Annotated in this window: 24 protein-coding genes, 1 other RNA gene and 2 pseudogenes; 10 read left to right on the top strand and 17 right to left on the bottom strand. The window is 54.1% G+C overall.

Going from position 1 to position 16,828, the window contains the following annotated elements; genetic code table 11:
• From ACK4S7_RS11110 to ACK4S7_RS11095, 4 genes and pseudogenes are all read left to right on the top strand, one after another.
• Nucleotides 1–107 (top strand): annotated as a pseudogene (locus ACK4S7_RS11110) (N-acetylmuramoyl-L-alanine amidase); the annotation flags it as partial.
• 4 nt (nucleotides 108–111) lie between these two features.
• Nucleotides 112–479: RNase P RNA component class A (gene rnpB / locus ACK4S7_RS11105), an RNA gene on the top strand.
• A 464-nt stretch (nucleotides 480–943) separates the two neighbouring features.
• Nucleotides 944–1,579: a Yip1 family protein gene (locus ACK4S7_RS11100; protein ID WP_409646794.1), complete on the top strand. Its 636-nt coding sequence runs from the start codon at nucleotides 944–946 to the stop codon at nucleotides 1,577–1,579.
• Between the two features lie 50 nt (nucleotides 1,580–1,629).
• Nucleotides 1,630–2,163: a J domain-containing protein gene (locus ACK4S7_RS11095; RefSeq protein ID WP_409646792.1), complete on the top strand. Its 534-nt coding sequence runs from the start codon at nucleotides 1,630–1,632 to the stop codon at nucleotides 2,161–2,163.
• A 10-nt stretch (nucleotides 2,164–2,173) separates the two neighbouring features.
• On the opposite strand, the gene ACK4S7_RS11090 is transcribed toward ACK4S7_RS11095, so the two are convergent.
• The 11 genes from ACK4S7_RS11090 to ACK4S7_RS11040 form a co-directional block, all read right to left on the bottom strand.
• Nucleotides 2,174–2,578 (bottom strand): SufE family protein, encoded by a 405-nt coding sequence (locus ACK4S7_RS11090; protein WP_409646790.1) that lies wholly within the window; start codon nucleotides 2,576–2,578, stop codon nucleotides 2,174–2,176.
• Between the two features lie 25 nt (nucleotides 2,579–2,603).
• On the bottom strand, nucleotides 2,604–2,846 hold the full coding sequence (locus ACK4S7_RS11085) for a hypothetical protein (RefSeq protein WP_409646788.1): 243 nt from the start codon (nucleotides 2,844–2,846) through the stop codon (nucleotides 2,604–2,606).
• Between the two features lie 27 nt (nucleotides 2,847–2,873).
• Entirely contained in the window at nucleotides 2,874–3,152 is a 279-nt protein-coding gene (locus ACK4S7_RS11080; RefSeq protein ID WP_409646786.1) for a hypothetical protein, read from the bottom strand.
• Nucleotides 3,149–3,457, bottom strand: a complete 309-nt coding sequence (locus ACK4S7_RS11075; protein ID WP_409646785.1) for a hypothetical protein — start codon at nucleotides 3,455–3,457, stop codon at nucleotides 3,149–3,151. The genes ACK4S7_RS11080 and ACK4S7_RS11075 overlap by 4 nt, the downstream gene beginning before the upstream one ends.
• 11 nt (nucleotides 3,458–3,468) lie before the next feature.
• A complete protein-coding gene (locus tag ACK4S7_RS11070; RefSeq protein ID WP_409646783.1) occupies nucleotides 3,469–3,795 on the bottom strand; it encodes a hypothetical protein in 327 nt (108 codons plus the stop codon).
• Between the two features lie 21 nt (nucleotides 3,796–3,816).
• Nucleotides 3,817–4,107, bottom strand: a complete 291-nt coding sequence (locus ACK4S7_RS11065; protein WP_409646781.1) for a hypothetical protein — start codon at nucleotides 4,105–4,107, stop codon at nucleotides 3,817–3,819.
• Nucleotides 4,104–4,262 (bottom strand): hypothetical protein, encoded by a 159-nt coding sequence (locus tag ACK4S7_RS11060; protein WP_409646779.1) that lies wholly within the window; start codon nucleotides 4,260–4,262, stop codon nucleotides 4,104–4,106. The genes ACK4S7_RS11065 and ACK4S7_RS11060 overlap by 4 nt, the downstream gene beginning before the upstream one ends.
• Nucleotides 4,263–4,288: 26 nt before the next feature.
• Entirely contained in the window at nucleotides 4,289–4,672 is a 384-nt protein-coding gene (pspC, locus tag ACK4S7_RS11055) for an envelope stress response membrane protein PspC (RefSeq protein WP_409646777.1), read from the bottom strand.
• A 1-nt stretch (nucleotide 4,673) separates the two neighbouring features.
• Nucleotides 4,674–4,961 (bottom strand): envelope stress response membrane protein PspB, encoded by a 288-nt coding sequence (gene pspB / locus ACK4S7_RS11050; protein ID WP_409646775.1) that lies wholly within the window; start codon nucleotides 4,959–4,961, stop codon nucleotides 4,674–4,676.
• A 2-nt stretch (nucleotides 4,962–4,963) separates the two neighbouring features.
• Nucleotides 4,964–5,647, bottom strand: a complete 684-nt coding sequence (gene pspA, locus ACK4S7_RS11045; protein WP_409646774.1) for a phage shock protein PspA — start codon at nucleotides 5,645–5,647, stop codon at nucleotides 4,964–4,966.
• A gap of 109 nt (nucleotides 5,648–5,756) precedes the next feature.
• Nucleotides 5,757–5,945: a hypothetical protein gene (locus tag ACK4S7_RS11040; protein WP_409646772.1), complete on the bottom strand. Its 189-nt coding sequence runs from the start codon at nucleotides 5,943–5,945 to the stop codon at nucleotides 5,757–5,759.
• A gap of 170 nt (nucleotides 5,946–6,115) precedes the next feature.
• Between ACK4S7_RS11040 and pspF the strand changes: the two genes are divergently transcribed.
• Complete coding sequence (pspF, locus tag ACK4S7_RS11035) at nucleotides 6,116–7,153, top strand: phage shock protein operon transcriptional activator (RefSeq protein WP_409646770.1); 1,038 nt, start codon at nucleotides 6,116–6,118, stop codon at nucleotides 7,151–7,153.
• A gap of 49 nt (nucleotides 7,154–7,202) precedes the next feature.
• Here the strand turns inward: pspF and ACK4S7_RS11030 are convergent, their stop codons facing one another.
• On the bottom strand, nucleotides 7,203–7,766 hold the full coding sequence (locus ACK4S7_RS11030; RefSeq protein WP_409646768.1) for a urate hydroxylase PuuD: 564 nt from the start codon (nucleotides 7,764–7,766) through the stop codon (nucleotides 7,203–7,205).
• Between the two features lie 165 nt (nucleotides 7,767–7,931).
• Here ACK4S7_RS11030 and ACK4S7_RS11025 point away from each other — a divergent pair, with 165 nt between their 5' ends.
• Nucleotides 7,932–8,549, top strand: a complete 618-nt coding sequence (locus ACK4S7_RS11025; protein WP_409646798.1) for a superoxide dismutase — start codon at nucleotides 7,932–7,934, stop codon at nucleotides 8,547–8,549.
• 6 nt (nucleotides 8,550–8,555) lie between these two features.
• Here ACK4S7_RS11025 and ACK4S7_RS11020 read toward each other — a convergent pair whose 3' ends face one another.
• From ACK4S7_RS11020 to ACK4S7_RS11000, 5 genes are all read right to left on the bottom strand, one after another.
• Nucleotides 8,556–9,185 carry an inner membrane-spanning protein YciB gene (locus ACK4S7_RS11020; RefSeq protein ID WP_409646766.1) on the bottom strand — a complete coding sequence of 210 codons (630 nt, stop codon included), beginning with the start codon at nucleotides 9,183–9,185 and terminating at the stop codon, nucleotides 8,556–8,558.
• A complete protein-coding gene (ftsY, locus tag ACK4S7_RS11015; protein ID WP_409646765.1) occupies nucleotides 9,182–10,111 on the bottom strand; it encodes a signal recognition particle-docking protein FtsY in 930 nt (309 codons plus the stop codon). Before ftsY ends, ACK4S7_RS11020 begins: the two co-directional genes overlap by 4 nt.
• Nucleotides 10,111–11,361, bottom strand: coding sequence for a tRNA (N(6)-L-threonylcarbamoyladenosine(37)-C(2))-methylthiotransferase MtaB (mtaB, locus tag ACK4S7_RS11010; protein ID WP_409646796.1), 1,251 nt, complete (start codon nucleotides 11,359–11,361; stop codon nucleotides 10,111–10,113). The genes ftsY and mtaB overlap by 1 nt, the downstream gene beginning before the upstream one ends.
• 8 nt (nucleotides 11,362–11,369) lie before the next feature.
• A complete protein-coding gene (gene dapF, locus ACK4S7_RS11005; RefSeq protein WP_409646763.1) occupies nucleotides 11,370–12,176 on the bottom strand; it encodes a diaminopimelate epimerase in 807 nt (268 codons plus the stop codon).
• Between the two features lie 66 nt (nucleotides 12,177–12,242).
• Entirely contained in the window at nucleotides 12,243–13,892 is a 1,650-nt protein-coding gene (locus ACK4S7_RS11000; protein WP_409646761.1) for a putative bifunctional diguanylate cyclase/phosphodiesterase, read from the bottom strand.
• A gap of 273 nt (nucleotides 13,893–14,165) precedes the next feature.
• Between ACK4S7_RS11000 and ffh the strand changes: the two genes are divergently transcribed.
• The 4 genes and pseudogenes from ffh to ACK4S7_RS10980 all read left to right on the top strand — a co-directional run.
• Complete coding sequence (ffh, locus tag ACK4S7_RS10995; protein WP_409646759.1) at nucleotides 14,166–15,650, top strand: signal recognition particle protein; 1,485 nt, start codon at nucleotides 14,166–14,168, stop codon at nucleotides 15,648–15,650.
• A 44-nt stretch (nucleotides 15,651–15,694) separates the two neighbouring features.
• The gene (rpsP, locus tag ACK4S7_RS10990; RefSeq protein WP_409646757.1) at nucleotides 15,695–16,225 is read left to right on the top strand and encodes a 30S ribosomal protein S16; all 531 of its coding nucleotides are present in this window, start codon (nucleotides 15,695–15,697) and stop codon (nucleotides 16,223–16,225) included.
• Nucleotides 16,226–16,228: 3 nt separating this feature from the next.
• Nucleotides 16,229–16,735 (top strand): ribosome maturation factor RimM, encoded by a 507-nt coding sequence (rimM, locus tag ACK4S7_RS10985; protein ID WP_409646755.1) that lies wholly within the window; start codon nucleotides 16,229–16,231, stop codon nucleotides 16,733–16,735.
• A pseudogene (locus ACK4S7_RS10980) lies at nucleotides 16,732–16,828 on the top strand (tRNA (guanosine(37)-N1)-methyltransferase TrmD); the annotation flags it as partial. The gene rimM and the pseudogene ACK4S7_RS10980, both read left to right, overlap by 4 nt.

Raw genomic sequence — 16,828 nt, 5'->3', positions numbered from 1 at the left:
AGCGCCGATTCCGACCCGAAAAAGTTGATGGAATCATCGACGGGCAATGCCGTGCCATATTGTGGAGCCTTCTCTTGGAACATGAAGGCGGACCTGCTATCGGCTGAGGCGCCAGAGGGCCGGGCGGCCGCCGGCATTTCGCTTGCGAGGTGCGGGAGGAAAGTCCGGGCTCCAGCGAGGAACGGTGCCGGATAACGTCCGGCGAAAGCGATTTTAGGGAAAGTGCCACAGAAAATAGTCCACCGCATTTCGATGCGGCCAGGTCGAAACGGTGCGGTAAGAGCGCACCGCGTTTCTGGTAACAGAAACGGCATGGCAAACCCCACCGGGAGCAAAACCGAATAGGGGCGGCATATGGCATCCTCCTGCCAGTCGCCCGGGTTGGTTGCATGAGCGGCGCAGCAATGCTTCGCCTAGATGAATGGTCGCACAACGCCGTAAGGCGTGGACAGAACCCGGCTTATAGACCCTCTGGCATTTTACCCCAAAGGCGGTGCGCGGCGAGGAGTGTCGCGATCACAATTGCTTCAACGATTACCGGCGGCGAGACATCGGCGCTGTAGCCATCAATCACCACACTGACGAAACGGCCAAGCAAAGTGGCGCCTAACAAGACCGATGCTGCAATGAGGGCGTTTCTGTTTTGCCGCGCAGCAGCGAACAGTGCAAAGCATCCGATTCCAAGGAAAAGTCCGCCGACGTCGGCACGTAAATTGGCGCGGCCGATCTGGCCTATGGCCTGCAATCCGCGTTCCGCTTCTACGGCGTCGAGATTGAACCAATGTTGGCTGACGCCGAGTAACGCAAAAAGCCCAATTGTCGCGACCAAAATTCTGGAAAACCCTATCATCTTCTGCCCCCCGATTGACGCTAACGTCATCATTTACATATTGCCGTCAATATGTTCTGTTCAGTGCCGAACGAATTCCTGAGGGGTAAGTCAATGTCGATTGTGGATCGCGCGAAAAATATCATTTTACGGCCGTCCGAGGAATGGAAAATTATAGCCGGTGAGCCGGCTACCATCGGTGGACTGTTTAGTGGCTATGCGGTGATATTGGCACTAATCCCTCTGGTGTCCGCCATTTTGTTTAATGGAGTACTTGGCATATCTGCCGCCGGCATGACCGGACTTGGTGATGGTGGCATGTCCATGGGGCTTACGGCAATTGCCGGCATGGCTCTGGTCAGTTTTATCCTGTCCCTGATAACCCTTTATCTCATGGGGACGATTGTTAACATCGTATCGCCAAGCTTTAACGGAACCTTAGACAAGCTGCAGGCAATGAAATTGATGACGTACGCCAGCACACCCACATGGTTGGTGGCGTTGATAAGCTGGATTCCATTTCTTGGTGCCTTGGTGACCATCGCCGCAATAGCCTATGTCGTCTACCTTATCTACTTAGGGTTAAACCCCGTGCTTGGCGTGCCGCAAGAAAAGGTTGCGGGTTTCACTGTTGTCATTGTGCTCATCTATATTGTGCTTGCCCTCATCATATCCGGCATCATTGTAGGACTTGTATATTCGATGTTCTTTGGCAACCCGATGATGGGCGGCGCGCTTTCCGGCGCATAAATGCGTATACGCCCCTAGCAAAATGCGCATGCTGTCGCTAAGTCGGCGGCATGGCTCGTTCCACTAGACGAAATGACTGGGGTTTCCCCCGCTGGCGCGGCTACGGCAGCAGCAGCGAAGCACAACAAGTGCGCTTGTGCGACCGGTACGGTTGTAACAAGGCGGGCGATTGCCCGGCGCCAAAGTCTCCCAACAACCCGGATCGGTGGATGTTCTGCGAGGAACATGCGGCGGAGTATAATCGCGGATATGATTATTTTGAGGGGCTGACCAAGGAGGAGGCTGAAGAGCGTGAAGCAAATGAGCGGCGCGATTCTTCGGGATATAAGGAATCGGCACATTATGGCTGGGCCGGTTCCGGAGATGGCAGCCGAAGCCGTGACGAGATGCACGCGCTTGATATATTAGGCCTTGAAAGCGATTCCACTTTTGAAGATGCGAAAAAGGCCTGGCGCAAAATTGCCAAAGAAACGCATCCTGATGTCAACCCAGGCAATGACGATGCTGCAAAAGCATTTCAGGCGGGGCAGGCGGCATATGATGTCTTGCGCGTTGCCGAAGAACGGCGCGAGTGGAAGGGCTAAAATCCCAACTTCAGCTAGCGTAACGGGCAGCAGTCTCTCGTATGAGCGCAATCATGTTCGGAATGCCTTGTGTGCGGTTGGAACTGAGCTGGTTTTTCAGGTCGAACGGCGCAAGCGCGCCTTCAATGTCGGTGTCCAGAATTTGGGCCGCTTCTTTCGTATCGACGGTTTTTAATACCAGCGCAATGATGCCTTTTGTAATCGCGGCGTTGCTATCGGCCAAAAACGTCAGCCTGCCATTTTCCGCAACAGGGTACACCCATACGCTTGCCGAGCAGCCTCTCACCAATGTCGCATCGGTCTTTAGCGCCTCCGGCATGGGTGCGAGTTCGCGGCCAAGCTCAATTAAAAGACGATAGCGGTCGTCAGCCTCAAGAAATTCATACTCTTCCTGGATGTCGTTGAGCGTGGTCATGCAAAGTCGCATATGGCCGCAAGGCTCAGATATCAATCCCTGCTGCAATTGCCTCAAGCCTTTTGACGCGTTCTTTCAAATCGGCGACTTCAATACGAGAGGTGGCGGACGGCACTGGCCCGTCGCTTCCACGGCGCATGACGTCGAGTTCGGCATGCTTCAATGCTATCCAATCGCGCCACCCACGCAACCCAAGCGAAGATACAATCCCGACACACAGGACGGCAAAAGCCCCGATTATGATGTAGAGGTTGGGATCCTGATCCATGATTCCTTCCTTTCGCTCTGCGTGCCGTCACCGGCTACGCAGTTCCTCAATCTGACGGTTAAGATCGTTGGCGCTACTGGTATCTGTCGCGATGCGTTCCAGTACCTGGATGCGTTCTTTCAACGCACGAATTTCGTCCTGCATGCCTTGGGTATCGGGATTGCTGGAAATTCGCTGCGTCGTATTACCAATCGCGTTTTCGTCTACATCGGCGGCGTGCCGCGCCTTGTGCCGACTGCTCAGGACCTTGCCAATCGTGACGATCAGAACAATTGCCACCACCATTGTGAATGGGTCGCCAATCATTTCAGCAACTCCTTTTCGTGTGTTGGAACAATTGCTTCTGGCAAGCTACGCAAACTTTCAATTTCTTTTGCGAGACTATAGCCCTGATCTGTAACGATGCGCTCCAGCACGGCAACCCGTTCCAGCAGTTGCGATTGATTTGAGGCGTATTGCGCTGCTTTCTCTGCGACGCTTTGCGCATTCAATTCCATCTGGCGCTCTTTCATTTTCATCCAGGGCCGAAAAATCGCACCGGCAAAAATTGCGAGCAAGCCACAGCTGATCCCAAGTATCGGTATCAACGCAAACACGGTATCTTGTGACATGATAGATTCCCTCAGTTGCTTGGGCCGCGCAGGGCCTCGATTTCGGATGTGAGCCTGTGGCTGTCATCGACAACTATTTTCTCAATATTGGCGAGGCGGTCCTTTATCGAACCCAGTTCCGCACGCAGTTGAGCGTTTTCCTGACTAAGCAGTTTTACCCGCTCAACGGCTTCCTGATCATTTTTGGGATACACGGCCTGTCCCCATGCACCGTCAAGCGGATAGCCGTTTTTAATCCGCATCCAAGTCGTCAGCACCCATCCGGCTGAGATAGACACGATGCCGATGCCGATCATGGGACCAATGGCAGTTATCATGGCGAGTTTTTCCGGATCCATCTTTTGCCTCCTATTAGCGCATTAGCGCAGTCGTTCGATTTCTTCAGACAAGCGTCCTGCTTTGTCAGTCACGATCCTTTCAAGCACCGCGACGCGTTCTTCGAGATGTCCAATCTTGCTGTTCAGTGTTTCATTCTCGTTGCTCAGCAGCATGATCTTGCGTTCTGCTTCCGCGTCAACACGGCTGGATGTCCCGCCCCATTCATTTTCCAATGGATAGCCATGCTTGGCCCTTATCCAGTTGTTGAGAAGCCATCCGCCATAACATAATGCAACGATACCAATGACCAGTACAGGGCTGCTCCAGCTCATTTGAATTCTTTCCAGGGAAGGCGGCGGGTGACGGGCCGGTGTGGTGTGTCGCGGAAATCAACACTCCAATTGCGGCGGTCTGCCTGGCGTTTTTTCTGGGCAAAATGGCGGTAGGCAAACCACCCGATCAGGCCAAGGATGATGATTGTAAACATTCTATGTTCCTTTCAGCGCAAAGCGTTCAACGCAGGCTTTCAATTTCCTCGGCCAGCTGTTTGTTGTTGCTGACATAATAGGTTTCCATTTCGGCCAGCCGGTGGTCGATCTCGCGAAAGCGCGAACGAATGTCGCGGGTGGTGCGGGCCGGTGATTGACGCACGCCCTGCCAGAATTTCTGTTCCTCACGATCATCTGTATACAAGTGGATTGGCTTCTGATTGGCCATCCATGCAGTGATCATGTAAGCGATTAGCGTCCAGGGGAAGCCACCCATGAGCGTGAGCATAACAATGCCCAAGCGAACCCAGAGAACATCGACGCCGGTATAATCGGCTATCCCGGCGCAAACGCCTTTCCATTTGGCGTTCTGCTTATCGAGATAAAATTTGGTGTGTTTCCCTGACATTTCAGCGGTTCCTTTCCAGCCTGCGAACATTTTCCGGGTCAAAATCTGGTGTATCGAGTTCAATGCGGCGCGGCTGCCATTCTGGATTTTCTTGTGCAACAAGCCGTTCGACAGTGTCGAGACGATCCTCCAGTCTGCGCGCCAACTCATGCATGTCTCCAAGCATGCGTTCATCGTCATTTGTTAATGTCGCAGCGGTTTTCCAACGGGTGACATAGTGGAGAACGAGCCAAGGGAGTGCCACAAAAAGCATCCCCACGACCATGACTGGAACGAGTACATCTTCCATGTTTAGCCTTCCTTCTGGTGGTCGGCCTTCATGGCCTTTTTCATTTCTTCAAGTTCGGCATCCACGACGTCGAACGACTCCAGCGCGGCGATTTCATCGCCCAAGGTACGTGGTGCCTCGGACCCGATGGACAGTGAGTCCGCATATCCCTGAGCCTCGTCAACGCGGCGTTCAAGGACGTCAAAGCGGGAGAAAGCCTCGCGGACCTTGTCACCATTATACATCGTGCGCAGCTTTACCTGGTTCTCGGCACTTTCGAGACGAGTCATGAGCGCATTCTGGCGGCTGCGGGCGTCGGCAAGCTTTTTCTGCAGCTTGTGAATGTCCTGCTCCGAAGCTTTGAGAGCGTCGTTCAGGACGTCAACTTCAGCAGTCAACTGATCCTTCATATCGGTGGCCTTACGCTTTTCTAGCAACGCGGCCTTTGCAAGGTCCTCACGACCCTTGGACAGTGCGAGATGTGCTTTATCCGTCCAATCGACCTCAAGCGTGTTCAGCTTGTCAATATGGCGGCGCAACTCCTTCTGATCTGCAATTGTACGCGCCGCCGAAGCCCGGACTTCGACAAGCGTTTCTTCCATTTCCAGAATGATCATGCGGATCATCTTGGCTGGGTCTTGCGACTTGTCGAGCAGGTCGGTCACATTGGCGGCAATGATGTCGCGGGTTCGTGAAAATATGCCCATTGGGTAACTCCGATAATGTTTGTTGGCGACTCTACTAAAAATGGGGGCGACCGGGTACCTTTGGGAGGGTAGGGGGGAGCTGGGGCACTTCGGTCGCAGGCTTTCGTAATCAGGCAAGATAGCTGACCACGAACGGCCTATGGTTATAATTTTGGACGTTCATCTCTCCATCGTTATTATGGTTGAGAACGGACACTGCATAGCTGGTGAAGATCATCGAGATGGATAATGCGACAGCCAGCCAAAGACGGCTTTCTTGTCCGTTTGGATTGTTGCTTGTTCCGATATCTTTAAGCATCTCGTTTCTTCCCTTTGTTGGTTGCCGGTGTTTCGCCGACTTGCAGGATACTTTGCAGGGACCGTGCCAATTTGTTTATTTTCGCACATTTCCGCCATTTGGTGAAAATTGTGGCCAGTGTATGCTAGTAATTATTGCCACTCTATGGTGAAATATGCCAATGTTTGAAAATGGATCGGGATAGCGTTCAATTTATTGGTCAATCATCGGCATTTTTAGATGCCGTCGAGCGCGCAAGTCGCGCTGCGCCTTTAAACAGGCCAGTGCTGGTGGTAGGCGAGCGCGGGACGGGCAAGGAGTTGATTGCCGAACGTCTTCATCGCCTGAGTTCACGATGGGATGGACCGCTGGTCACTATAAACTGTGCAGCTTTGCCAGAGACTTTGATCGAAGCGGAGCTGTTCGGCCATGAAGCAGGTGCCTTCACAGGCGCAACGCGCGCGCGCGAGGGCCGGTTCGAAGAGGCTGATGGCGGCACATTGTTTCTGGATGAGCTTGGCACATTAAGCATGGGTGCGCAGGAGCGTCTGCTACGCGCAGTGGAGTATGGCGAGGTCACCCGTATCGGGTCATCGCGGCCCATGCGCGTCGATGTACGCATTGTGGCCGCAACCAATGAACATTTACCCAATATGGTAGATAAGGGACGGTTCAGGGCCGACCTACTTGACCGGCTGTGTTTTGAAGTCATTACCCTGCCGCCGCTGCGCGTGCGTGAGGGCGATATCGAGGTATTGTCCGAATATTATGGGCGCAAAATGGCGGCGGAACTTGGGTGGAACGGCTGGCCCGGATTTGGCGAAGTCGCGACCCGAGCGCTGGAAAACCATTTGTGGCCAGGTAATGTGCGCGAACTGCGCAATGTTGTCGAACGCGCCGTGTATCGTTGGGCCGACCCGTCGCAACCTGTGGACTATATCCAGTTCGACCCGTTCGACAGCCCGTGGCGCGGTGGTGTTGCTGCCTCGGCCCCGGCTCAAGTACAGGCGGATAACCAGAACAATGTCGCCGAGCCACGATTTTCCACGGACCTTAGCCAAGCGGTTGATGTAACCGACTTTCGCGAGGCTACCGAGAAATTCGAAAGGGCCGTGCTTGAACAGGCGCTCGCCAAGTGCCGCTATAATCAGCGCCAAACCGCCAAGTCGCTCAATCTCAGCTATGATCAACTTCGTCATACTTTGAAGAAACACGACCTGTTGGGATAAAAAAGAGGCGGCATTTGCCGCCCCCTTCTTCAAACGAGAATACCGAAAATCAGCCGCCGTTAAAGCTGACCATGGTATAAAGCATCGGGATAGACAGCAATGTGTTGAGACGCGATGTCATCATCGCTGTGCTTGCGGCCTTGGCCTTTGTCGCGTCGTCGGCTTCAACAATGCCAAGAGCTTTCTTCTGGTTTGGCCAGATTATGAACCAAACGTTGAAGGCCATGATAACGGCAAGCCACATACCAACGCCGATCAGCTTGTAGGGATCCTGCAGCGCGAACGCTTGGTGTCCATAGCCGGCTTGAACCGAGATGATCAGACCAAGTAAAACGGTGAGCGCTGCGCTCCATCGGAAGAAGAACAACGCTGATGGGGCGATATGCTTCGAAATACCCGGTTTTAGTTCAGCAGGAATTTTCGGCATGGTCGGGATTTGTACAAAGTTGAAATAGTATAATAATCCGATCCAGACGATTCCAAAAAATGTGTGCAGCCAACGCGTGATCGTCTGCGCGGACACCTCGTCGCCGTGCAGGCCAAACATCAATGCAAATGACAGCACCAAGCCAGCGACCAGCACCAGATGTAAATTTCCAAAAAATTTCGCCATTTTTTCCTCCTGTAGGCATTCAGGTGTATTGCCCCTGATGTGCTGCTGACTATCTGGCTGACCGAGGCTTGTCACATAGTTTCTGCGCGCGACACGCGTGACCGACGGAACGGGCTTTGGTTTCACACGTTTGGTTACGAACCGACTGATAAAGAAAGATTAGCCATGCCCTTCATCCTTCCTGAGCTCCCATATGACACATCTGCATTTGGTGATCTCATCTCTGCAGAGACGTTTGACTATCATCACGGCAAGCATCACAAAGCCTATGTGGACAAAACCAATGCGCTCGTAGCGGAGGATGGAGCTTTGGCAGACGCATCATTGGTTGATGTAATTGCGGCGGCCAAGGCCCAAGGCAACAAGGCTTTGTTCAACAACGCAGCGCAAATCTGGAACCACAGCTTTTACTGGAAATGTCTTACGCCTGAGCAGCAATCGCCAACTGGCACTCTCAAGTCCATGATCGAGAAAAGCTTTGGCAGCCACGAAGATATGCTTGCGAAACTGAAAGAGGAGGCCGTGGGCCATTTTGCCAGCGGATGGGCATGGCTCATAATCGATGGCGATAATCTCAAAATCACGTCGCTTCATGACGCAGATACCCCGGTGGCGCATGACATGAAGCCGTTGCTGACCATCGATGTTTGGGAACATGCTTATTATATCGATTATCGCAACGCCCGTCCGGACTATGTCGATGCCTTGCTGAAACAGGCAATCAACTGGGAATTTGTCGCGCAAAATCTCGACGGAAGCGGCGTATCACGCGCTGACCAGTAAAGGCGACTAGCCTTGCGGGGGAAGCTCGGCGTCGTCGCCGAGCTTCAGCCCGTGACGCATGAGCATGGGTATATTGGCCAACGCGAATAAAAAGGTAAGGGCAGTTACACCCCACACTTTTATTGAAAGCCAGGTGTCGAACGAAAACCATTCTGGGCGCCGGAATATTTCATTCAGGCCCGCCAATGCGAGGAAAAACAGTCCCCAGCTCAGGGACAGTTTCATCCAGCCCGTCTCGTTCAGCCCTTGATAGGCGTGTTCCAGAACAAATTTGAGCATTGCCTTCCCGCGCAGCCAGCCGCCGAGCAGCAGGACGGCAAAGAATGCATAGATAATGGTCGGTTTAATCTGGATGAAACGTTCGTCATGGAACCAGATTGTAAGAGCACCAAAAAAAACGCCAAGCGCTGCGGTGAGCTTTAGCATAGGCGAGATTTTGCCGAGCTTGAATTTTGACACGACGACCGCGACTAGGATGGCGACCATGAAGGTTGCTGTGCCAACTATTGCGCCTTGCTTCGGATCAGTTTCGGAACTGCCTAATTTCGAAGCGATGAAAAACAGCAGCAATGGCCCGAAATCGAGAATAAAGTTCAGGGTTCCCGATGGCTTTTGCTTGGGAGTTGCTTTGTTCATAATGGGCCACCGCTTATGGCACGTGCCACGTCCTGGGCGTTAAACGGCCGGAGATCGTCGATCGACTCGCCCACGCCAATGGCATGAATAGGCAAGCCGAACTGCTTTGCGGCGGCCACCAATATCCCGCCGCGCGCGCTTCCATCCAATTTTGTCATAACAAGTCCGGTCACGTCAGCGACCTCCTTAAAAGTTTCGATCTGTGACAGCGCGTTTTGGCCAGTCGTGGCATCAAGCACCAAGACCACATTGTGCGGAGCGGCGGGATTCAAGCGACCCAATACGCGCCGGATCTTGGCAAGTTCGTCCATCAGCTCACGCTTGTTCTGGAGCCGTCCGGCGGTGTCGACGATGAGGACATCGATCCCTTCGGCTGTTGCTCTTTTGACTGCGTCAAACACAACGCCCGCCGCGTCGCCGCCTTCTGGTCCGGTTACAATCGGAACACCAATGCGATCCGCCCATACTTTCAACTGGCCAATGGCAGCAGCGCGGAATGTGTCGCCGGCCGCGAGCATGACGCCATAATCCTGTTCCAGAAACAGATTGGCAAGCTTTGCGATGGTGGTGGTTTTCCCTGACCCATTGACGCCAATCACCAGGATGACTTGCGGGCGGGGAAAGGCGTCAATCTCAAGTGGTGATGCCACCGGCGCAAGGACCGCGGCAATTTCATCCTCCACGATTTGGCGAATGCCGTCGCCGTCAATACCCTTATCAAATCGGCCAGCTGCTATTTTGTCGCGGATTTGCGACGCCATGGCTGGACCAAGATCAGATGCAATCAATGCGTCCTCAATCTCGTCGAGATCTCTCGTCTCGAGCTTTGCCTTTGTGACCAGCCCGGCGATATTCTCGGTTAGCTTACCCGACGTTTTTTTAAGGCCGCCGAACAAACGGTCCGTCCACGCAGCATTCTCGCTCATTAGATAACCTCTGCCTTTAAAATTCCGTCTTGAATATGAGTGACGCGGGCTGCGACAATGTTGCCTTCGGCCATTACCCTGTCGAGCTTCAGATACGCGAAATTTTCCGCATGACCGGCCTGACCACCGCTTTCGACGGCGACGTTCTGCGTTGTGTCGACAAGAGCATTCATCCACGCAGTTTTTTCAGCGGCCACAGCGTCGCGCAGTGTCTTTGCGCGTGCCTTGATAATCTGTGGAGGTAGCTGCGGCATGCGGGCGGCAGGTGTGCCGTTCTTGGGCGAATAGGGAAAAATATGTCCGTGGACGATGCCGCATTGGCTGACAAGGTCGACACTGTTAGCGAACATCGCGTCGTCCTCGGTCGGGAAGCCGGCAATGATGTCTGCGCCGATGGCGATCTCTGGCCGTTTTGCCTTTAGCCGGGCGACGAGATCGATCGCCAGTTCGCGGCTGTGGCGGCGCTTCATCCGCTTAAGGATCATGTTATCGCCTGCCTGCAATGACAGATGTACGTGCGGCATGAGGCGTGCCTCACCAGTCAGCAATCCAAACAGCCGGTCGTCAATTTCAACGCCATCAATCGAAGACAGGCGAAGGCGCGGAAGGTCGGGCACAAGTTTCAATATGCGTTCCACCAGCGATCCCAGAAGTGGCTGACCGGGCAGGTCGTGGCCATAGCTGGTGACGTCGACGCCCGTCAGTACGACTTCTTGAAACCCGTTATCGACAAGCTTCTGGATATGTTCGATTACGCTTCCCGCAGGGACCGAACGGCTGTTCCCGCGACCATAAGGGATGATGCAAAAGGTGCAGCGATGATCGCAGCCATTTTGCACCTCCACGAACGCACGCGTTTTGCCCGAATAGGCAGTGACAAGATGCGGCGCTGTTTGCGCGATGGTCATGATGTCGGATACGACAACTGGCCGGTCCGTGCGATCGACTATCTCATGTAACAGCCCTGCATTTTGCTTTTCGTGATTGCCGAAAACCCCCGCGACTTCCGGCATGTTTCTGAAGGTTTCCGGATCAACCTGAGCAGCGCAGCCAGTTACCCAGACGCGCGCATCCGGCCGCCGCTTGTGCGCCTGACGAATGGCTTGCCGCGTTTGACGGACCGATTCGTTGGTCACCGCACAACTGTTGATGATGACAATGTCATCGTGCCCGGCAAGTTGCTCAGCCAAGGCATTGCTTTCCGCAAGGTTAAGGCGGCATCCCATGCTGATGACTTCAGGTTTTTGCAGCGGGGCGTTCATCCAAAATCGTCCCAGTCGGCCTGACCGGTAAAGACATAAGTCGCGCTGCCGGTCATAATGACTGGTTCGCCCGGCGCCCATGATATCGACAGGCTGCCGCCCGATTGATGCACAGTGACGGGAGAGTTCACCTTTCCCTGCCTAATGCCGGCAACCGCCGTCGCGCATGCCCCGGTGCCGCATGCTCCTGTAAGGCCAGCGCCACGTTCCCAAACGCTCAGGTGGATTTCGTTGCCTTCCACGGATGCGACATTGACGTTCACGCGCTTCGGAAAAATGGCATCATGTTCGATGTTCGGACCAATTTGTGCCAGATCTACATTATTCACATTTTCCACGAAGAAGACCACATGTGGGTTGCCCATGTTCACAGCCATAGGGTTCTCCAGCTCCAACCAACCAACTGGAATGGAACGCGTGTCCATCGCAAAAGCGAGCGGAATATCCTGCCAATCAAATTTGGGATCACCCATCACCACGGTCACATCGGCTCCTGACAACTGGCCAGAAATAATGCCGCCTTTGGTTTCGATCTCAAGATCTTGTTTCAGTAACGCGATGACGCAGCGCGACGCGTTGCCGCACGCTTCTACCTCGTTGCCATCCGGATTGAATATGCGCATGGCAACATCGGCTATATCAGAGGATAGAAGCAGAATTAACTGGTCGCAGCCAATGCCCTGTTTTCGGTCAGCAATCTGTCTCGCGCGGGCAGGTGGCATGTCCATCGGATGTGCGCGGGCATCGATAATGACAAAGTCATTACCCAGTCCGTGCATCTTGTGAAATTCGCCTGTCGCCATGGACGGCGATTTAGGGACTGCTGCGCAGATAGTCCACCGTTCATGCTTGTTTGACGTGGGGCGCTGTCAGGAAGCTTTGCGTTGAGGCAGGTTCGTTTGCTGCGTTGATTGGGCCGGTGCACGCTTGCGGCGGTGCAGCAGCATGTTTTTTTGGCTAAGCAAGGCTCGAGCCTGGTCAATGCTCAGGGGCTGGCCGAAAAGCCAACCTTGCCCGTTGCTACAGCCAAGCTCCTTGAGCTTTGCAACGACAAGCTCGTCTTCGATGCCTTCGGCAGTGATCGGCACTTTAAGACTTGCGGCAAGTCCTGCGATCACGTTCACAATCGCCTCGCTTTCCGCATTGTCCATCATGGAGGAAATAAAGCTGCGGTCGATTTTGATACGGTCAAAAGGCAGGGCACGCAAATGCGCGAGCGAGCTGTAACCAGTACCAAAGTCATCGAGCGCGATGCGGATACCTTGATTCTTGAGGCTGCCGACAATTGACTGCGCAAGGGTAAGATTTTTAAACAATGAACTTTCGGTGATTTCCACTTCAAGGCGGCTTGCGGGAAAGCCGGTTTCAAGCAGAATTTTCACAATTTTCTGCGCAAGCCAGGGGTCTTTTAGCTGAACTGGCGAAATATTTATCGACATGGTCAGCATTGGGTCCCAATTCTTGGCCTCCAACATCGCCTTGCGTACAATGCTCATGGAAAGGTCGCCGATAAGGCCAGTGTCTTCCGCGACCGGAATAAAGTCGTCAGGCGAGATGAGTCCCCGCACTGGAGAAACCCATCTGGCGAGCATTTCAAAGCCAACCAACTGGCCAGTGTTCAAGTCGATCTGCTGTTCAAAATACGGAACAAATTCGTCATTGGGAATTGCGACGCGGATATCGCCCTCTAGCGAATTGCGCGAGCGGAGTTCCAGTTCCATACCGTTTTCGAACCAGTTATATCCGTTACGGCCGTTCTTCTTTGCAGCGTAAAGCGCAATGTCCGCGCGACGCATCAGCATATCTATGGACTCACAATCATGCTCCGGCCGGCTGATACCGATGGACGCCGTAACTGTTTGCGATGAATCGGAAATGGCGATCGGACGCGCCAGTGCTTCGACAAGGTCTTCTGCAATTTGGTCGACCGATTCTGGGTATTCAGGTTCGAACATCAGGCAGATCCCGAATTCGTCTCCGCCAAGTCGCGCAATGATGCTGCTTGGGGGAACCACTTCCCGCATACGGTCCGCTGCCTCGCGTAACACAAGATCGCCGCTGTCATGACCGAAGATGTCATTTACTTTCTTGAAGCCATCCAGGTCGATCATCAGGAACGCAACCGACTTGCCTCGACGTGCGGCGCGCGCGCTTAGTTCCCCGGTCTTTTCTTTAATGGCGCGCCTGTTGAACAAATTTGTCAACGGATCGGTCATCGCCAGATGCTGGGCCCTGACCTCTGCCTGACGGTACACATGGATTTCATCGCTTAGTGCACTGGTGCGGCGCCAGGTAAGGAGGATTAACGCTATGTTGAGCAACAAGGCGGTCACCATCATCTGGTTGGTGCCTTCGCCATGGCCCATCCACGTCCAGATGACTTGCGCGCCCACCTGGCCGCCAATGGTGACAAACATAACAATTGCCGCAAACATGACAAAGGCATGGATCAGGCTATTCCGATCCTTTCGTTCCGGCGCGTGGGGCAATAGGTCAGGGGAAATTTGTTGCAAGTCCATTATCTTTCCGTTCATCGCCTTAGTCGCGGTAAATGATCAAAATAATGTTAATCGGATGACATTTGGTTGCAGATTCACCTGATACCTGAAAAAAATTGGACGCGGAATGATTTGCTTTACCTTGGCCATATTGGTAAGCGATCTGCCAAGGCGGTAAGTCTGCCCTTCAAATTATGTTGGAAATCCATTGTTTCCAGGCTGGTCGGCGAAGATTCGCTCACCGGCTTTTTGTTCGTTTATGCCTCAATTGAGGCAAATTGGTAAGGAATGTCGATGTTTGACAAGCTGAGCGACCGGTTAGGAGGGGTGTTTGATCGCCTGCGTGGTCGCGGTGCGTTGAACGAAGCAGATGTGCGTGAAGCGATGCGCGAAGTGCGCGTTGCTTTGCTTGAGGCTGATGTCGCCTTGCCCGTCGTCCGCGAATTCGTCGACAAGGTAACTGAGCAAGCCGTTGGCGCGCAGGTCCTGAAATCGGTTACGCCAGGCCAACAAGTCGTCAAGATCGTCAACGACGCACTCGTCGAAATGTTGGGCGCTGAACAAAGCGACCTGAACTTGGCCGTTGCACCGCCCGCGATCATCATGATGGTCGGTCTGCAGGGTTCCGGTAAAACCACGACGACCGCAAAAATCGCGAAGATGTTGAAGGCCAAGCAGGGCAAAAAGGTCCTGATGGCGTCGCTTGACGTCAATCGTCCCGCTGCGCAGGAGCAATTGGCGACACTTGGGACGCAGACTGACGTCGCGACTTTGCCGATCGTTCAGGGGCAGATGCCGGTCGACATAGCGAAGCGCGCCATGCAGGCGGCAAAGCTGCAGGGTTTTGACGTCCTCATCCTCGATACTGCTGGCCGTTTGCACGTCGATCAGCAGTTGATGGACGAAATGCAGGCCGTAGCAAAGGTTTCGGTGCCGCAGGAAATCTTGCTGGTGGTCGACTCACTTACTGGCCAGGACGCCGTCAACGTCGCCAAAAGCTTTGGCGAACGCGTTGATTTGACGGGTATAGTACTCACGCGGATGGATGGCGATGCGCGCGGCGGTGCTGCACTTTCGATGCGCGCTATTACCGGCAAGCCAATCAAATTTGCTGGAGTCGGCGAGAAGCTTGACGCCATTGAGGCATTTAACCCAAGTCGTGTCGCAGGCCGTATACTCGGCATGGGCGATGTCGTTGGGTTGGTCGAGCGCGCGTCCGAAATGGTCGAAAAAGAGGACGCGGAAAAGCTCGCGGCCAAAATGGCCAAGGGCCAGTTCGACATGGACGACCTGCGCACCCAGTTCCGCCAGATGACCAAGATGGGCGGCCTCGGCGCGCTCGCTGGCATGATGCCCGGCATGAAAAAGGCCAAGCAGGCAATGGACGCCAGCGGTATGAACGACAAATTGCTCGTGCATATGGATGCCATCATTGGATCAATGACGCCCAAAGAGCGGGCCAAGCCAGAGCTGCTTAACGCGAAGCGCAAAATCCGCATTGCCAAAGGCTCCGGCATGACGGTGCAAGACGTCAACAAGCTGATCAAGATGCATCAGGAAATGGCAAGCGCCATGAAGCGCATTCGCAAGATGGGTGGCCTAAAGGGCCTAGCTGCTATGTTTGGTGGAAAAGGTGGCGGAGATTTGGGCGGCGCGATGGAGGGAATGCATGGCCTTCCTCCTGGCGCGCTTCCTCCCGGCATGGGCGGGTTGCCCGGAATGGGTGGCGGTGGCGGCATGCCACCTGACTTGGCAAGACTTCTGAATAAAAAGAAATAATATATTGTTTTAATTTTTGTATTTAAGAAAGGTGAGTTAGTTTTATGGCATTATCAATGCGTTTATCGCGGGGCGGTTCGAAAAAGCGTCCTTATTATAAAATCGTCGTAGCCGACGCCCGTGCGCCGCGCGATGGCAAGTTCATCGAGCGTATCGGCAGCTACAACCCACAGCTTCCAAAAGACAGCGCAGAGCGTATGATCCTCGATACAGAGCGTGCGAAGCATTGGCTTGCGGCTGGTGCCCAGCCATCGGACCGCGTCGCCCGATTTCTCGACGTCGCTGGCGTCAAAGAGCGCAAGGTAAAGAGCAACCCGAACAAGGGTGAGCCAGGCCAGAAAGCCAAGGACCGCGCTGAAGACAAGGCTACCAAGCTTGCCGAAGCTGAAGAAGCCGCCGCAGCAGCAGCCGCTGCTCCAGCGCCTGAGGCAGAACCCGAAGTAGTCGCCGAGGAAGCGCCTGCCGCTGAAGAAGCTGCGCCGGCTGAAGCTGCGCCAGTTGCGGAAGAAGCTGCACCTGCTGAAGAAGCTGCGCCTGCAGCCGAAGAAGCAACCGAAGAAAAGGCTGAGGGCTAAGCCTTGGCTAACAACACCGTCACGCTTGCCGCCGTTTCTGGCGCGCACGGCGTGACGGGTGAAGTCCGTCTCAAGCTGTTTGCAGATAGTTTGGACAGCTTAAAACATCACAAAAGCTTCAATGACGGCGCGTTGACTGTTAAGTCGCTTCGCCCAACGAAGGACGGCGCGATTGCGCGCTTTGCTGAAATCAATGATCGCAATGCTGCGGAAAAACTGCGCAGCACCTTGCTGACCGTGCCGCGTGAGGCTTTGCCTGAACTGGGCGACGGCGAATATTATTATAGCGACCTCCTTGGTTTGCCATGCATCTCAACCGATGGCACTGATCTTGGCACCTGCGTCGCAGTCGAGAATTTTGGCGCAAGCGACGTTCTGGAAATCCAGATGCCTCCCGTCGAGGGCAAACCCGGCAAGAAATTCATGGTGCCAATGACTGCTGAGGCTGTGCCGGAGTGGCGTGCCGGTGCTGAAGGCCGCATCATAATAGATGCCGCCTTTGTGATATGACCTTCCACGCACAAATCCTCACGCTTTACCCAGAAATGTTTCCCGGTCCGCTGGGTATATCCTTGGCTGGGCGTGCGCTGGAGGAGGGGAAAT

The sequence above is a fragment of the Sphingorhabdus sp. genome (genome assembly GCF_046292425.1).
Taxonomy (GTDB): domain Bacteria; phylum Pseudomonadota; class Alphaproteobacteria; order Sphingomonadales; family Sphingomonadaceae; genus Sphingorhabdus_B.
This window is presented reverse-complemented; position numbering and strand designations above follow the sequence as displayed.